Genomic DNA, 14,382 nt, shown 5'->3' on the forward strand with positions numbered 1-14,382 from the left:
GCGAAGGCGGTAAGCCAGCACACAACATCCCCGATATGGGGATAATACTGAATGATTACACTCCCCCATCAATCGAAATGGGTGCGAGGAGTAATTTTCTACGTTTATAAATAATTGGAGCTCTGGTCTCATGCAGAACCAAAGAATCCGTATCCGTTTGAAAGCGTTTGATCATCGTTTGATCGATCAATCAACCGCGGAAATAGTCGAGACTGCCAAACGTACCGGTGCTCAGGTACGGGGTCCGATCCCGCTGCCGACCCGCAAAGAGCGCTTTACCGTTCTGATTTCTCCGCACGTCAATAAAGATGCGCGCGATCAGTATGAGATTCGCACTCATAAGCGTCTGGTTGACATCGTTGAGCCAACCGAAAAAACCGTTGATGCTCTGATGCGTCTGGATCTGGCTGCTGGTGTTGATGTGCAGATCAGCCTGGGTTAATCAGGTCACCAAACGATTGAGAGGTTGAAACAATGAAGGGTTTAGTCGGTCGTAAAGTGGGCATGACTCGCATCTTCACTGAAGATGGCGTTTCCATCCCAGTAACCGTTATTGAAATCGAAGCCAACCGCGTAACTCAGGTTAAAGACCTGGACAACGACGGTTACCGCGCTATTCAGGTCACCACCGGCACCAAAAAAGCCAATCGTGTGACTAAGCCTGAAGCCGGTCACTTCGCTAAGGCAGGCGTTGAAGCCGGCCGTGGCCTGTGGGAATTCCGCGTCGAAGACGTTGCAGAAATCACTGCGGGTCAAAGCATCAGCGTCGAACTGTTCGCCGATGTGAAAAAAGTTGACGTTACCGGTACGTCCAAAGGTAAAGGATTTGCAGGCACTGTAAAGCGCTGGAACTTCCGTACCCAGGATGCTACCCATGGTAACTCCTTGTCCCACCGTGGTCATGGTTCAATCGGTCAGAACCAGACTCCGGGTAAGGTATTCAAGGGCAAGAAAATGGCAGGCCAGATGGGTAACGAGCGTGTAACCGTTCTAAGCCTGGACGTAGTACGTGTTGACGTTGAGCGCAACCTGCTGCTGGTCAAAGGCGCTGTCCCGGGAGCAACCGGCGGCGACCTGATCGTTAAACCGGCTGTCAAGGCGTAACGTCGAGGAGATAGGAATGGAATTGGTATTGAAAGACGCGCAAAGCGCGCTGACTGTTTCCGAAACTACCTTCGGGCGTGACTTCAACGAAGCGCTGGTACACCAGGTTGTTGTTGCTTATGCAGCAGGTGCCCGTCAAGGTACTCGCGCTCAGAAGACCCGTGCTGAAGTTACTGGTTCCGGTAAGAAACCATGGCGTCAGAAGGGTACCGGTCGCGCGCGTTCAGGTACGGTGAAGAGCCCAATCTGGCGTTCAGGTGGCGTAACATTTGCCGCCAAGCCGCAGGATCACAGCCAGAAGGTAAATAAGAAGATGTACCGTGGGGCGCTGAAAAGCATCCTGTCCGAGCTGGTACGTCAAGAACGTCTGATCGTCGTTGAGTCTTTTTCTGTCGAAGCGCCTAAAACCAAGCTGCTGGTACAGAAACTGAAAGACATGTCGCTTGCAGATGTGCTGATCATTACGAGCGAACTGGATGAAAACCTGTTCCTGGCCGCGCGCAACCTCTACAAAGTAGACGTTCGCGATGTCGCAGGTATTGACCCGGTTAGCCTGATCGCCTTCGACAAAGTCGTCATGACGGCTGACGCTGTGAAGCAAGTTGAGGAGATGCTGGCATGATTCGTGAAGAACGTTTGCTGAAAGTTTTGCGCGCGCCGCACGTTTCTGAAAAAGCGTCTGCAGCGATGGAAAAGCATAACACCATCGTACTCAAAGTAGCTAAAGACGCGACCAAAGCAGAAATTAAAGCCGCTGTGCATAAACTGTTTGAAGTCGAAGTCAATGACGTTCGCACCCTGATCGTTAAAGGGAAAACGAAGCGTCATGGACAGCGTATCGGTCGTCGTAGCGACTGGAAAAAAGCTTACGTCACCCTGAAGGAAGGCCAGAACATGGACTTCATCGGCGGCGCAGAGTAAGTCGGAGGAGAAGAACAATGGCAATTGTTAAATGTAAACCGACATCTCCGGGTCGTCGCCACGTAGTTAAAGTGGTCAACCCTGAGCTGCACAAGGGCAAGCCTTATGGCCCGTTGCTGGAAAAACTCACTAAATCCGGTGGACGTAACAACAATGGCCGTATCACTACGCGCCATATCGGTGGTGGTCATAAACAACAATACCGTGTTGTCGATTTTAAACGCGACAAAGACGGTATCCCGGCAATCGTAGAGCGCCTGGAATATGATCCGAACCGTTCTGCCAACATCGCTTTAGTGCTGTACAAAGACGGCGAACGTCGTTACGTACTGGCGCCGAAAGGCCTGAAAGCAGGTGACCAGATTCAGTCTGGCGTCGACGCCGCCATCAAGGCCGGCAACACCCTGCCGATGCGCAATATTCCGGTTGGTTCCACCGTGCATAACGTGGAAATGAAACCGGGTAAAGGCGGTCAGCTGGCGCGTTCCGCCGGTGCTTACGTTCAGATTGTTGCCCGTGACGGCGCTTATGTCACTCTGCGTCTTCGCTCCGGCGAAATGCGTAAAGTGCAGTCTGAATGCCGCGCAACCATGGGTGAAGTCGGTAACGCCGAACACATGCTGCGTGTACTGGGCAAAGCCGGTGCAAGCCGCTGGCGTGGTATTCGTCCGACCGTCCGCGGTACGGCGATGAACCCGGTGGATCACCCGCATGGTGGTGGTGAAGGTCGTAACTTTGGTAAGCACCCGGTCAGTCCGTGGGGCCTGCAGACCAAAGGTAAGAAGACCCGTAGTAATAAGCGTACCGATAAGTTCATCGTACGTCGCCGTAGTAAAAAATAATTAGAGGATAAACCATGCCACGTTCTCTCAAGAAAGGTCCATTCATAGACCTGCACTTGCTGAAGAAGGTAGAGAAAGCGGTGGAAAGCGGTGACAAGAAGCCTATACGCACTTGGTCCCGTCGTTCAACGATCTTTCCAACAATGATCGGTTTGACCATCGCTGTCCATAATGGTCGTCAGCACGTACCGGTATTTGTTTCCGACGAAATGGTCGGTCACAAACTGGGTGAATTCGCGCCGACGCGTACTTATCGCGGCCATGCGGCCGACCGTAAGGCTAAAAAACGCTAAGGTAGGAGGAAGAGATGGAAACTATCGCTCAACATCGCCACGCTCGTTCTTCTGCTCAAAAGGTACGCCTGGTGGCTGACCTTATCCGCGGTAAGAAAGTGTCGCAAGCTCTGGAAGTTTTGACCTATACCAACAAGAAAGCTGCTGGTCTGGTTAAAAAAGTACTGGAGTCTGCCATTGCTAACGCTGAACACAACGATGGCGCAGATATCGATGATCTGAAAGTCGCGAAAATATTCGTCGACGCCGGCCCAAGCATGAAGCGCATTATGCCTCGTGCAAAAGGTCGGGCGGATCGCATCTTGAAGCGCACCAGCCACATCACTGTGGTTGTGTCCGATCGCTGAGACTCTGGAGACTAGCAATGGGTCAGAAAGTACATCCTAATGGTATTCGCCTGGGTATTGTCAAACCTTGGAACTCTACCTGGTACGCGAATACCAAAGAATTCGCTGACAACCTGGACAGCGACTTTAAAGTTCGTCAATTCCTGATCAAGGAACTGGCGAAGGCTTCCGTTTCTCGCATCGTTATCGAGCGTCCGGCCAAGAGCATCCGTGTGACTATTCACACCGCTCGTCCGGGCATCGTTATCGGCAAGAAAGGTGAAGACGTTGAAAAACTGCGTAAGGTCGTTGCGGATATCGCCGGCGTGCCTGCGCAGATCAATATTGCCGAAATCCGTAAACCGGAACTGGACGCGAAGCTGGTCGCTGACAGCATCTCTTCACAGCTGGAACGTCGTGTTATGTTCCGTCGTGCTATGAAGCGTGCTGTACAGAACGCCATGCGTCTGGGCGCTAAGGGTATTAAAGTTGAAGTCAGTGGTCGTCTTGGCGGCGCTGAAATCGCACGTACCGAATGGTACCGCGAAGGTCGCGTTCCGCTGCATACGCTGCGTGCGGATATCGACTACAACACCTCCGAAGCGCGCACCACTTATGGTGTCATCGGCGTAAAAGTGTGGATCTTCAAAGGTGAGATTCTGGGTGGTATGGCTGCCGTTGAACAACCGGAAAAACCGGCTGCTCAACCTAAAAAGCAGCAGCGCAAAGGCCGCAAGTAAGGAGAGTCGCTGATGTTACAACCAAAGCGTACAAAATTCCGTAAAATGCATAAGGGCCGCAACCGCGGTCTGGCTGCGGGCACGGATATTAGCTTCGGTACTTTCGGTCTGAAAGCTGTTGGCCGTGGTCGTCTGACTGCTCGTCAAATCGAAGCTGCGCGTCGTGCAATGACGCGTGCAGTTAAGCGTCAAGGTAAGATCTGGATCCGTGTATTCCCGGACAAACCGATCACCGAGAAGCCGCTTGAAGTGCGTATGGGTAAAGGTAAGGGCAACGTGGAATATTGGGTTGCCTTGATTCAACCGGGCAAAGTCCTGTATGAAATGGACGGCGTTCCGGAAGAAGTTGCCCGCGAAGCCTTCAAGCTGGCAGCAGCGAAACTGCCGATTAAAACCACCTTTGTAACTAAGACGGTGATGTAATGAAAGCAAAAGAGCTGCGTGAAAAAAGCGTTGAAGAGCTGAACACCGAGCTGTTGAACCTGTTGCGCGAGCAGTTTAACCTGCGCATGCAGGCGGCCAGTGGCCAGCTGCAACAGACACACCTGTTGTTGCAAGTGCGTCGCAATGTTGCACGCGTTAAAACGTTATTGACTGAGAAGGCGGGTGCGCAATGAGTGACAATATCCGTACTCTGCAAGGTCGCGTGATCAGCGACAAAATGGAGAAATCCATTGTCGTTGCCATCGAACGTTTTGTGAAACACCCGATTTACGGCAAATTCATCAAGCGTACGACCAAGCTGCACGTACACGACGAGAGCAATGAAAGTGGTATCGGTGACGTCGTGGAAATCCGCGAATGCCGTCCGATCTCCAAGACTAAGTCCTGGACACTTGTTCGCGTTGTAGAGAAAGCGATTCTGTAATACAGTAAGCGCGCTCCAAACAAGATAAACGGCTCACAGCACGAGCCGTTTATTTTTTCTACCCATATCCTGAGTGCGGTGTTATAATGCTGCGCCCTGTATTATGGGGTTTTTCTTAACGACCTAATATGGGTCCTAAAGTTGTAGTTGACATTAGCGGAGCACTAACATGATCCAAGAACAGACTATGCTGAACGTGGCCGACAACTCCGGCGCGCGTCGCGTAATGTGTATCAAGGTTCTAGGTGGCTCGCACCGTCGCTACGCAGGCGTCGGCGATATCATCAAGATCACCATCAAGGAAGCAATTCCGCGTGGCAAGGTCAAAAAAGGTGATGTCCTGAAGGCGGTAGTGGTGCGCACCAAGAAGGGTGTCCGTCGCCCTGACGGTTCTGTCGTTCGCTTCGATGGTAATGCTTGTGTTTTGTTGAATAACAATAGTGAGCAACCCATCGGTACGCGTATTTTTGGGCCGGTGACTCGTGAACTGCGTACCGAAAAGTTCATGAAAATCATTTCTCTGGCACCAGAAGTACTTTAAGGAGCGAATCATGGCAGCGAAAATCCGTCGTGATGACGAAGTTATCGTGCTAACCGGCAAAGATAAAGGTAAGCGCGGTAAAGTAAAGAATGTCCTGTCTACGGGCAAGGCCATTGTTGAAGGTATCAATCTGGTTAAGAAACACCAAAAACCAGTTCCGGCTACGAACCAGCCGGGCGGCATCGTTGAACAGGAAGCGGCAATTCAGCTTTCCAACCTTGCTATCTTCAACGGTGCCTCCAACAAGGCGGACCGTGTAGGCTTTAAGATTGAAGACGGAAAAAAAGTCCGTATCTTCAAATCTAACGGCGAAACAATCAAGTAACTTGGAGTAGTACGATGGCGAAACTGCATGATTACTACAAAGACGAACTAGTCGAAAAGTTAATGAAAGAATTCGGCTATCATTCTGTCATGCAAGTCCCTCGGGTCGAGAAGATCACCCTGAACATGGGTGTTGGTGAAGCGATTGCTGATAAAAAACTGCTGGATAATGCTGCGAACGATTTAGCGGCAATTTCCGGTCAAAAACCGCTTATCACCAAGGCACGCAGATCCGTTGCGGGCTTCAAAATCCGTCAGGGCTATCCGATCGGCTGTAAAGTAACCCTGCGTGGTGAACGCATGTGGGAGTTCTTTGAGCGACTGATATCCATTGCTGTACCGCGTATTCGTGACTTCCGTGGCTTGTCCACCAAGTCGTTCGATGGTCGTGGTAACTACAGCATGGGCGTACGTGAGCAGATCATCTTCCCGGAAATCGATTATGACAAAGTCGATCGCGTTCGTGGCTTGGATATTACCATCACCACTACTGCGAAATCCGATGATGAAGGTCGTGCACTGTTGGCCGCCTTTAACTTCCCATTCCGCAAGTAAGGCAGGGTACTAATGGCTAAACAATCCATGAAAGCACGCGAAGTCAAACGCGTGAAATTAGCTGAGAAATTCTTCGCAAAGCGCGCTGAACTTAAAACCATCATCTCAAGCGTAGGTTCTTCTGATGAAGAACGTTGGGATGCGGTTCTCAAGCTGCAGACTCTGCCGCGTGATTCCAGCCCGTCTCGTCAGCGTAACCGCTGCCGCCAAACTGGTCGTCCGCATGCTTTCCTGCGGAAATTCGGGTTGAGCCGTATCAAAGTCCGTGAAACTGCCATGCGCGGTGAAATCCCGGGTCTGAGAAAGGCTAGCTGGTAATTGTCACCAATTGAATCACGGGAGTAAAGACAGATGAGCATGCAAGATCCGATCGCGGATATGCTGACCCGTATCCGTAACGGTCAAACCGCGAACAAAACAGCGGTCTCCATGCCTTCCTCCAAGCTTAAAGTGGCCATCGCCAATTTGCTGAAAGAAGAAGGCTTTATTGAAGAATTCAAAATCGAAGGCGACACCAAGCCTACGCTGGAAATCGTACTGAAGTACTTCCAGGGTAAGCCGGTTGTGGAAACCATCCAGCGTATCAGCCGTCCTGGTCTGCGTATCTATAAGAAAAAAGATGCGTTGCCGAAAGTTATGGCCGGTTTAGGTATTGCTGTTGTTTCTACCTCTAAAGGTGTCATGACTGATCGTGCGGCTCGCCAGGCTGGTCTTGGTGGCGAGATTATCTGCTACGTAGCTTAATCGGGAGGAAAACATGTCTCGTGTTGCAAAAGCACATGTCGTAGTTCCTGCCGGCGTAGAGATAAAACTCAACGGTCAGGAAATTTCGATCAAAGGTAAAAACGGCGAGCTGAGTCGTACTATCCACGACGCTGTTCATGTTAACTATGCGGACAACAACCTGACGTTTGTGCCTCGTGAAGGCGAAGCGAATGGCTGGGCCCTGGCGGGTACGACCCGTGCACTGTTGCATGCAATGATTGTCGGTGTTACTGAAGGCTTCACCAAGAAGCTGCAGCTGGTAGGCGTAGGTTATCGTGCCGCGGTAAAAGGCAATGTGGTGAATTTGGCCCTTGGCTATTCACACCCCATCGACCATGTTTTACCGGCAGGCATCACCGCTGAATGCCCGACCCAGACAGAAATCGTGCTGAAAGGCGCTGATAAGCAGGCTGTTGGGCAGATTGCGGCTGATTTGCGAGCCTATCGTCGTCCTGAGCCTTACAAAGGCAAGGGTGTCCGTTACGCCGACGAAGTCGTGCGTACCAAAGAGGCTAAGAAAAAGTAAGGTAACACTATGGATAAGAAAGCAGCTCGTATCCGTCGTGCGACCCGCGCACGCCGCAAGCTCCAAGAACTGGGCGCAACCCGCCTGGTTATACATCGTACCCCGCGCCATATTTATGCGCAGGTCATTGCCCCGAATGGTTCTGAAGTTCTGGTAGCCGCTTCTACAGTAGAAAAAGCTATCGCGGAGCAATTAAAGGGTACCGGTAATAAAGATGCCGCGACTGCTGTAGGTAAAACTATTGCAGAACGCGCTCTGGAAAAAGGCATCAAGATTGTCGCTTTTGACCGTTCCGGATTCCAATATCATGGTCGAGTCCAGGCACTGGCAGATGCTGCCCGTGAAGCTGGCCTTCAGTTCTAAGGTAGAGGTGTAAGATGGCACACACTGAGAAACAAGCTGGCGAACTGCAGGAAAAGCTTATCGCGGTAAATCGCGTTTCCAAGACCGTTAAAGGTGGCCGTATTTTTAGTTTTACCGCACTGACTGTTGTTGGTGATGGTAACGGCCGCGTAGGTTTTGGCTACGGCAAAGCACGCGAAGTTCCGGCAGCGATCCAGAAGGCGATGGAAAAAGCCCGTCGCAATATGATGAATGTCGCGCTGAACAGCGGCACCCTGCAGCATCCTGTTAAAGGTGCTCATACGGGTTCCCGTGTGTTCATGATGCCGGCTTCCCAAGGTACCGGTATTATCGCCGGTGGTGCAATGCGCGCCGTCCTGGAAGTCGCAGGGGTCCACAACGTATTAGCAAAGACCTATGGTTCCACCAACCCGATTAACGTGGTTCGTGCAACTATCGATGCCCTTGCTAACATGAAGTCCCCCGAAATGGTCGCTGCCAAGCGTGGTAAATCCGTTGAAGAAATTCTGGGGTAATTGACCATGGCACAGATGATTAAAATAACTCAGACGCGCAGTTCCATCGGTCGTCTGCCGAGACACAAGGCAACTTTGGTTGGCTTGGGCCTGCGTCGCATTGGTCACACCGTAGAGCGCGAGGATACTCCTGCTGTACGCGGTATGGTCAATTTGGTTTCCTACATGGTCAAAGTTGAGGAGTAAGAGATGCGCTTAAATACTCTGTCTCCGGCTGAGGGCTCCAAGCACGCTCCTCGGCGTGTAGGTCGCGGTATCGGTTCCGGTCTCGGTAAAACCGCAGGTCGTGGTCACAAAGGTCAGAAGTCTCGTTCTGGCGGTGGCGTACGTCGTGGGTTTGAAGGTGGCCAGATGCCTTTATACCGTCGTCTGCCCAAATTCGGCTTCACCTCGCGCAAGGCTATGGTCACGGCGGAAGTTCGCCTGTCCGAGCTGGCGCAGGTGGAAGGCGAGGTTATCGATCTCAACACGCTTAAAGCCGCTAACATTGTTGGCACCCAGATTGAATTCGCGAAAGTCATGCTTTCCGGCGAAATCAATCGCGCAGTAACCCTGCGCGGTCTGCGTGTCACCAAAGGCGCTCGTGCTGCAATCGAAGCTGCTGGCGGTACAATTGAGGAATAAGTAGCAGATGGCCAAACAACCAGGATTAGACTTTCAAAGTGCTAAAGGCGGATTAGGCGAGCTGAAACGCAGACTTTTGTTTGTTGTTGGTGCCTTGATTGTCTTCCGTATCGGCTCTTTTATTCCGATTCCTGGTATCGATGCCACTGTGCTTGCGAAATTGCTCGAACAGCAGAGAGGCACCATCATTGAAATGTTCAACATGTTCTCTGGTGGTGCGCTCAGCCGTGCTTCGATCTTCGCCTTGGGGATCATGCCGTATATTTCGGCATCGATCATTATCCAGCTGCTGACGGTTGTTCACCCGGCGCTGGCGGAGATCAAGAAAGAGGGTGAGGCTGGCCGTCGCAAGATTAGCCAGTACACCCGCTACGGCACGTTGGTATTAGGTATATTCCAGTCGATCGGTATTGCTACCGGTTTGCCGAATATGCCGGGGATGCAGGGCCTGGTGTATAATCCGGGCTTTGCGTTTTACTTTACCGCGGTGGTGAGCCTGGTCACGGGGACAATGTTCCTGATGTGGTTAGGTGAACAGATTACTGAACGAGGTATCGGCAACGGTATTTCAATCATTATCTTCGCGGGTATCGTAGCGGGCTTACCGCCGGCTATCGCCCATACCATTGAGCAAGCTCGTCAAGGCGACCTGCACTTCCTCCTGTTGCTATTGGTTGTAGTACTCGTATTTGCAGTGACGTTTTTTGTTGTTTTCGTCGAGCGTGGCCAACGGCGTATTGTCGTTAACTATGCCAAGCGTCAGCAAGGGCGTCGTGTTTATGCGGCACAGAGCACACATTTGCCGTTGAAGGTGAACATGGCCGGCGTTATACCGGCAATTTTCGCCTCCAGCATCATTCTGTTTCCGGCCACGATTGCATCATGGTTCGGCGGCGGTACCGGTTGGGGATGGCTGACAGCGATTTCACTGTATTTACAGCCTGGACAACCGCTTTATGTGTTACTCTATGCGTCTGCAATCATATTCTTCTGTTTCTTTTACACGGCATTGGTGTTTAACCCGCGCGAAACAGCAGATAACCTGAAGAAGTCCGGTGCATTTGTACCAGGCATTCGTCCGGGAGAGCAAACGGCTAAATATATTGATAAAGTAATGACCCGTCTGACCCTGGTCGGTGCGATGTACATTACGTTTATCTGCCTTATCCCGGAGTTCATGCGTGACGCAATGAAAGTTCCCTTCTATTTTGGGGGCACATCTTTATTGATTGTCGTTGTGGTGATCATGGACTTTATGGCTCAAGTGCAGACTCTGATGATGTCTAGTCAATATGAGTCCGCATTGAAGAAAGCAAACCTGAAAGGCTATAACCGCTAATCCGGCCAGCTTGAGAAGTTACGGAGAGTAAAAATGAAAGTTCGTGCTTCCGTCAAGAAGTTATGTCGTAACTGCAAAATCGTTCGTCGCCATGGCGTCGTTCGCGTAATTTGCAGCGAGCCTAAGCATAAACAACGCCAAGGCTGATAAATTCGGCATTTTTTTCTTGCAAAGTTGGGTTGAGCTGGCTAGATTAGCCAGCCAATCTTTTGTAGGTCAACGCAACATTGTTTGAGTATCCTGAAAACGGGCTTTTCAGAATGGTGTTGCCGTTTAAATTTTTAGGAGTGCATAGTGGCCCGTATAGCAGGCATTAACATTCCTGATCAAAAACATACCGTGATCGCGTTAACTTCAATCTACGGTATCGGTAAGACCCGTTCACAAAAAATTTGTGAAACCGCGGGTATTGCTGAACATGTTAAGATCAGTGAGCTGTCTGAAGAGCAGATCGACACGCTGCGTGACGCAGTTGCTAAATTTGTGGTCGAAGGTGATCTGCGCCGTGAAGTAACCCTGAGTATCAAGCGTCTTATGGACCTTGGTACCTATCGTGGTTTGCGTCATCGTCGTGGTCTTCCGGTTCGCGGTCAGCGTACCAAGACCAATGCCCGTACCCGTAAGGGTCCGCGCAAACCGATCAAGAAATAATCGGGGTGAGTAAATAATGGCTAAGGCACCTGTTCGTGCACGTAAGCGTGTTAAAAAGCAAGTTTCAGATGGCGTGGCTCATATCCATGCGTCTTTCAACAATACCATCGTTACTATTACCGATCGTCAGGGTAATGCGTTGGGTTGGGCGACGGCCGGTGGTTCCGGTTTCCGTGGTTCTCGTAAATCCACTCCTTTCGCCGCGCAGGTTGCAGCAGAACGTTGCGCTGAAGCAGTGAAAGAGTATGGCATCAAGAATCTGGAAGTTATGGTTAAAGGACCTGGTCCGGGCCGTGAGTCTACCGTTCGCGCGTTAAACGCGGCTGGTTTTCGCATCACTAATATTACTGATGTGACTCCGATCCCCCATAACGGTTGTCGTCCGCCGAAAAAGCGCCGCGTATAACGCCGCTTCTAGGTTAGTTGGAGAAAGAAAATGGCAAGATATTTGGGTCCTAAGCTCAAGCTGAGCCGTCGTGAGGGCACCGACCTATTCCTGAAGTCTGGTGTTCGTGCGATCGATTCCAAGTGTAAAATTGAACAGCCTCCTGGACAGCATGGCGCGCGTAAACCGCGTCTGTCTGACTACGGGGTGCAGTTGCGTGAAAAGCAAAAAGTCCGTCGTATCTACGGCGTTCTGGAACGTCAGTTCCGCAACTACTACAAAGAAGCAGCGCGTCTTAAAGGCAATACCGGTGAAAACCTGTTGCAGTTGCTTGAAGGTCGTCTGGACAACGTTGTTTACCGTATGGGTTTTGGCGCTACTCGCGCTGAATCACGCCAATTGGTCAGCCACAAGGCGATCATGGTAAACGGCCGTGTTGTCAACATCGCTTCTTACCAGGTTACTCCGAATGACGTTGTAAGCATCCGTGAGAAAGCGAAAAAGCAATCCCGTGTTCGTGCCTCATTGGAACTGGCTGAACAGCGTGAAAAGCCGACCTGGCTTGAAGTTGACGCTGCTAAGATGGAAGGGGTGTTCAAACGTATTCCAGAACGTACCGATCTGTCTGCGGACATTAATGAACACCTGATAGTCGAGCTTTACTCTAAGTAAGGCTTAGTACCAAAGAGAGGACACAATGCAGGGTTCTGTGACAGAGTTTCTAAAACCGCGCCTGGTAGATATCGAGCAAGTCAGTTCGACGCACGCCAAGGTGACCCTTGAACCTTTAGAGCGTGGCTTCGGCCATACCCTAGGTAACGCACTGCGCCGTATTCTGCTTTCGTCGATGCCGGGTTGCGCGGTGACCGAGGTTGAGATTGATGGTGTACTGCACGAGTACAGCACCAAAGAAGGTGTACAGGAAGACATCCTGGAGATTCTGCTCAACCTGAAAGGGCTGGCGGTGAGAGTTCAAGGTAAAGATGACGTTATCCTTACTCTGAATAAATCTGGCATTGGCCCTGTAACCGCAGCCGACATCACCCATGATGGGGATGTCGAAATCGTCAAGCCGCAGCATGTGCTGTGTCACCTGACCGATGAAAACGCATCGATTAATATGCGTATCAAAGTTCAGCGTGGTCGTGGTTACGTGCCGGCTTCTGCCCGAATTCATTCGGAAGAAGATGAGCGCCCAATTGGTCGTTTGCTGGTCGACGCATGCTATAGCCCTGTAGAGCGTATCGCCTACAATGTTGAAGCTGCACGCGTTGAACAGCGTACCGACCTGGACAAGCTGGTCATCGAAATGGAAACCAATGGCACGATCGATCCTGAAGAGGCGATCCGCCGCGCGGCAACCATCCTGGCTGAACAACTTGAAGCTTTTGTTGATTTACGTGATGTACGTCAACCAGAAGTTAAAGAAGAAAAACCAGAATTCGATCCGATCCTGCTGCGCCCAGTTGACGATCTGGAATTGACTGTCCGCTCTGCTAACTGCCTTAAGGCAGAAGCCATCCACTACATCGGTGATCTGGTACAGCGTACCGAGGTTGAGCTCCTTAAAACGCCCAACCTTGGTAAAAAATCTCTTACCGAGATTAAAGACGTGTTGGCTTCCCGTGGGTTATCTCTGGGCATGCGCCTCGAGAACTGGCCTCCGGCAAGTATTGCTGATGAATAACCCGATCACAGGGTAAGGTTTTACTGAGAAGGATAAGGTCATGCGCCATCGTAAGAGTGGTCGTCAACTGAACCGTAACAGCAGCCATCGCCAGGCTATGTTCCGTAACATGGCCGGCTCTCTGGTTCGTCACGAGATAATCAAGACGACCCTGCCAAAAGCGAAAGAGCTGCGCCGTGTTGTTGAACCGCTGATTACACTTGCCAAGACCGACAGTGTTGCAAATCGTCGTCTGGCATTCGCCCGTACTCGTGATAACGAGATCGTGGCAAAACTGTTTAACGAACTTGGCCCGCGTTTCGCGAGCCGTGCCGGTGGTTACACTCGCATTTTGAAGTGTGGTTTCCGTGCAGGTGACAATGCGCCGATGGCTTATATCGAGCTGTTAGATCGTGCTGCAGAATCCCAAGTTCCAGCGGAAGCGGTCGCAGAGTAATCTGCCCCGTGTACGCGTCCAAAACCCGGCTCCGGCCGGGTTTTTTATTGCCGGTACAAAGTGCCGGCCGCCGCTGCGATGCCGGGCGTTTGTGGCGGTGCGCCGCCGGCGCTTATCATCCGCACGGCAATGCGTTATGCTCATCAATGACCTGTCTGTAGAAGGAGCGGTTGTTATGTGGTTAGTTGATGAATTGGCGGAGCGGCATATCCAGCAGGCCCAGCAAAAGGGCGAGTTTGATAACCTGCCGGGATACGGCCAGCCCCTTACGCTTGATGACGACAGCGCCGTGCCCGAAGATTTGCGGGTAGGCTACCGGCTGCTGAAAAATGCCGGTTATCTGCCGGCGGAGCTACAGGATCGCAAGGATGCGCTGCGTTTAAGCGATCTGCTGCGGGGCATAGACGCGCAGGATGCCCGTCATGAGGAAATCAGCGCGCGCCTGCGACTGCTGGAAATCAAGCTGCGGCTGGCGGGAATCAGCACCGATTTTTTGCATCAAGGCTATCATGACCAGCTGCGGCGGCGCTTTGGCGCTGCGGCCAAAGGCTAAACCAGCCGGCAACATATTTTATTT

At 51.5% G+C, this 14,382-nt stretch carries 29 protein-coding genes; all 29 read left to right on the forward strand.

The genetic code is table 11. The annotated features are described in order from the left end of the window. Positions 1–130 precede the first annotated feature (130 nt). The 29 genes from rpsJ to ACL2XF_RS23240 all read left to right on the forward strand — a co-directional run bounded on the left by rpsJ (position 131) and on the right by ACL2XF_RS23240 (position 14,358). Positions 131–442 (forward strand): 30S ribosomal protein S10, encoded by a 312-nt coding sequence (rpsJ, locus tag ACL2XF_RS23100; RefSeq protein WP_001181005.1) that lies wholly within the window; start codon positions 131–133, stop codon positions 440–442. Positions 443–474: 32 nt separating this feature from the next. Further along, complete coding sequence (gene rplC / locus ACL2XF_RS23105; protein WP_410013276.1) at positions 475–1,104, forward strand: 50S ribosomal protein L3; 630 nt, start codon at positions 475–477, stop codon at positions 1,102–1,104. A gap of 16 nt (positions 1,105–1,120) precedes the next feature. Further along, entirely contained in the window at positions 1,121–1,726 is a 606-nt protein-coding gene (gene rplD / locus ACL2XF_RS23110; RefSeq protein WP_410013277.1) for a 50S ribosomal protein L4, read from the forward strand. Then, positions 1,723–2,025 (forward strand): 50S ribosomal protein L23, encoded by a 303-nt coding sequence (gene rplW, locus ACL2XF_RS23115; RefSeq protein ID WP_162368692.1) that lies wholly within the window; start codon positions 1,723–1,725, stop codon positions 2,023–2,025. Before rplD ends, rplW begins: the two co-directional genes overlap by 4 nt. 17 nt (positions 2,026–2,042) lie before the next feature. Then, positions 2,043–2,867: a 50S ribosomal protein L2 gene (gene rplB, locus ACL2XF_RS23120; RefSeq protein ID WP_410013278.1), complete on the forward strand. Its 825-nt coding sequence runs from the start codon at positions 2,043–2,045 to the stop codon at positions 2,865–2,867. Positions 2,868–2,881: 14 nt separating this feature from the next. Beyond that, a complete protein-coding gene (gene rpsS, locus ACL2XF_RS23125) occupies positions 2,882–3,160 on the forward strand; it encodes a 30S ribosomal protein S19 (protein ID WP_132923660.1) in 279 nt (92 codons plus the stop codon). Between the two features lie 14 nt (positions 3,161–3,174). Continuing rightward, a complete protein-coding gene (rplV, locus tag ACL2XF_RS23130; protein WP_011412083.1) occupies positions 3,175–3,507 on the forward strand; it encodes a 50S ribosomal protein L22 in 333 nt (110 codons plus the stop codon). Positions 3,508–3,524: 17 nt separating this feature from the next. After that, positions 3,525–4,226, forward strand: coding sequence for a 30S ribosomal protein S3 (rpsC, locus tag ACL2XF_RS23135; protein WP_162368689.1), 702 nt, complete (start codon positions 3,525–3,527; stop codon positions 4,224–4,226). 12 nt (positions 4,227–4,238) lie between these two features. Further along, positions 4,239–4,649, forward strand: coding sequence for a 50S ribosomal protein L16 (rplP, locus tag ACL2XF_RS23140; RefSeq protein ID WP_162368688.1), 411 nt, complete (start codon positions 4,239–4,241; stop codon positions 4,647–4,649). Further along, on the forward strand, positions 4,649–4,843 hold the full coding sequence (gene rpmC, locus ACL2XF_RS23145; protein WP_410013279.1) for a 50S ribosomal protein L29: 195 nt from the start codon (positions 4,649–4,651) through the stop codon (positions 4,841–4,843). Before rplP ends, rpmC begins: the two co-directional genes overlap by 1 nt. Next, complete coding sequence (gene rpsQ / locus ACL2XF_RS23150; RefSeq protein ID WP_410013280.1) at positions 4,840–5,094, forward strand: 30S ribosomal protein S17; 255 nt, start codon at positions 4,840–4,842, stop codon at positions 5,092–5,094. The genes rpmC and rpsQ overlap by 4 nt, the downstream gene beginning before the upstream one ends. Positions 5,095–5,263: 169 nt before the next feature. Next, a complete protein-coding gene (gene rplN / locus ACL2XF_RS23155) occupies positions 5,264–5,635 on the forward strand; it encodes a 50S ribosomal protein L14 (RefSeq protein ID WP_132923655.1) in 372 nt (123 codons plus the stop codon). Positions 5,636–5,645: 10 nt separating this feature from the next. Next, positions 5,646–5,960 carry a 50S ribosomal protein L24 gene (gene rplX / locus ACL2XF_RS23160; protein WP_162368685.1) on the forward strand — a complete coding sequence of 105 codons (315 nt, stop codon included), beginning with the start codon at positions 5,646–5,648 and terminating at the stop codon, positions 5,958–5,960. A gap of 14 nt (positions 5,961–5,974) precedes the next feature. Continuing rightward, positions 5,975–6,514 (forward strand): 50S ribosomal protein L5, encoded by a 540-nt coding sequence (rplE, locus tag ACL2XF_RS23165; protein WP_162368684.1) that lies wholly within the window; start codon positions 5,975–5,977, stop codon positions 6,512–6,514. Between the two features lie 12 nt (positions 6,515–6,526). Next, positions 6,527–6,832, forward strand: a complete 306-nt coding sequence (gene rpsN, locus ACL2XF_RS23170) for a 30S ribosomal protein S14 (protein WP_410013281.1) — start codon at positions 6,527–6,529, stop codon at positions 6,830–6,832. 33 nt (positions 6,833–6,865) lie between these two features. After that, entirely contained in the window at positions 6,866–7,258 is a 393-nt protein-coding gene (gene rpsH / locus ACL2XF_RS23175; RefSeq protein WP_410013282.1) for a 30S ribosomal protein S8, read from the forward strand. 13 nt (positions 7,259–7,271) lie between these two features. Then, positions 7,272–7,805: a 50S ribosomal protein L6 gene (rplF, locus tag ACL2XF_RS23180; RefSeq protein WP_410013283.1), complete on the forward strand. Its 534-nt coding sequence runs from the start codon at positions 7,272–7,274 to the stop codon at positions 7,803–7,805. A 9-nt stretch (positions 7,806–7,814) separates the two neighbouring features. After that, positions 7,815–8,168 carry a 50S ribosomal protein L18 gene (gene rplR / locus ACL2XF_RS23185; RefSeq protein WP_162368680.1) on the forward strand — a complete coding sequence of 118 codons (354 nt, stop codon included), beginning with the start codon at positions 7,815–7,817 and terminating at the stop codon, positions 8,166–8,168. A gap of 14 nt (positions 8,169–8,182) precedes the next feature. Further along, complete coding sequence (gene rpsE, locus ACL2XF_RS23190) at positions 8,183–8,683, forward strand: 30S ribosomal protein S5 (protein WP_162368679.1); 501 nt, start codon at positions 8,183–8,185, stop codon at positions 8,681–8,683. Positions 8,684–8,689: 6 nt separating this feature from the next. Next, a complete protein-coding gene (gene rpmD, locus ACL2XF_RS23195; protein WP_162368678.1) occupies positions 8,690–8,869 on the forward strand; it encodes a 50S ribosomal protein L30 in 180 nt (59 codons plus the stop codon). A gap of 3 nt (positions 8,870–8,872) precedes the next feature. After that, positions 8,873–9,307 (forward strand): 50S ribosomal protein L15, encoded by a 435-nt coding sequence (gene rplO / locus ACL2XF_RS23200; RefSeq protein WP_162368677.1) that lies wholly within the window; start codon positions 8,873–8,875, stop codon positions 9,305–9,307. Between the two features lie 7 nt (positions 9,308–9,314). Then, on the forward strand, positions 9,315–10,646 hold the full coding sequence (gene secY / locus ACL2XF_RS23205; RefSeq protein WP_162368676.1) for a preprotein translocase subunit SecY: 1,332 nt from the start codon (positions 9,315–9,317) through the stop codon (positions 10,644–10,646). 33 nt (positions 10,647–10,679) lie between these two features. Further along, positions 10,680–10,793, forward strand: coding sequence for a 50S ribosomal protein L36 (rpmJ, locus tag ACL2XF_RS23210; RefSeq protein ID WP_132923644.1), 114 nt, complete (start codon positions 10,680–10,682; stop codon positions 10,791–10,793). A 147-nt stretch (positions 10,794–10,940) separates the two neighbouring features. Further along, positions 10,941–11,297: a 30S ribosomal protein S13 gene (gene rpsM / locus ACL2XF_RS23215; RefSeq protein ID WP_162368675.1), complete on the forward strand. Its 357-nt coding sequence runs from the start codon at positions 10,941–10,943 to the stop codon at positions 11,295–11,297. A 16-nt stretch (positions 11,298–11,313) separates the two neighbouring features. After that, complete coding sequence (gene rpsK, locus ACL2XF_RS23220; protein WP_131867908.1) at positions 11,314–11,703, forward strand: 30S ribosomal protein S11; 390 nt, start codon at positions 11,314–11,316, stop codon at positions 11,701–11,703. Positions 11,704–11,733: 30 nt separating this feature from the next. Next, complete coding sequence (gene rpsD, locus ACL2XF_RS23225; protein WP_011412065.1) at positions 11,734–12,354, forward strand: 30S ribosomal protein S4; 621 nt, start codon at positions 11,734–11,736, stop codon at positions 12,352–12,354. Between the two features lie 25 nt (positions 12,355–12,379). Further along, complete coding sequence (locus ACL2XF_RS23230; protein WP_162368674.1) at positions 12,380–13,369, forward strand: DNA-directed RNA polymerase subunit alpha; 990 nt, start codon at positions 12,380–12,382, stop codon at positions 13,367–13,369. Positions 13,370–13,409: 40 nt separating this feature from the next. Further along, complete coding sequence (rplQ, locus tag ACL2XF_RS23235; protein WP_162368673.1) at positions 13,410–13,805, forward strand: 50S ribosomal protein L17; 396 nt, start codon at positions 13,410–13,412, stop codon at positions 13,803–13,805. Between the two features lie 175 nt (positions 13,806–13,980). Then, a complete protein-coding gene (locus ACL2XF_RS23240; RefSeq protein WP_413727603.1) occupies positions 13,981–14,358 on the forward strand; it encodes a DUF1992 domain-containing protein in 378 nt (125 codons plus the stop codon). The last annotated feature ends 24 nt before the right edge of the window (positions 14,359–14,382 follow it).

Origin of the sequence: Sodalis sp. RH19, assembly GCF_047324215.1 — a bacterium.
Taxonomy (GTDB): Bacteria; Pseudomonadota; Gammaproteobacteria; order Enterobacterales; family Enterobacteriaceae; genus Acerihabitans.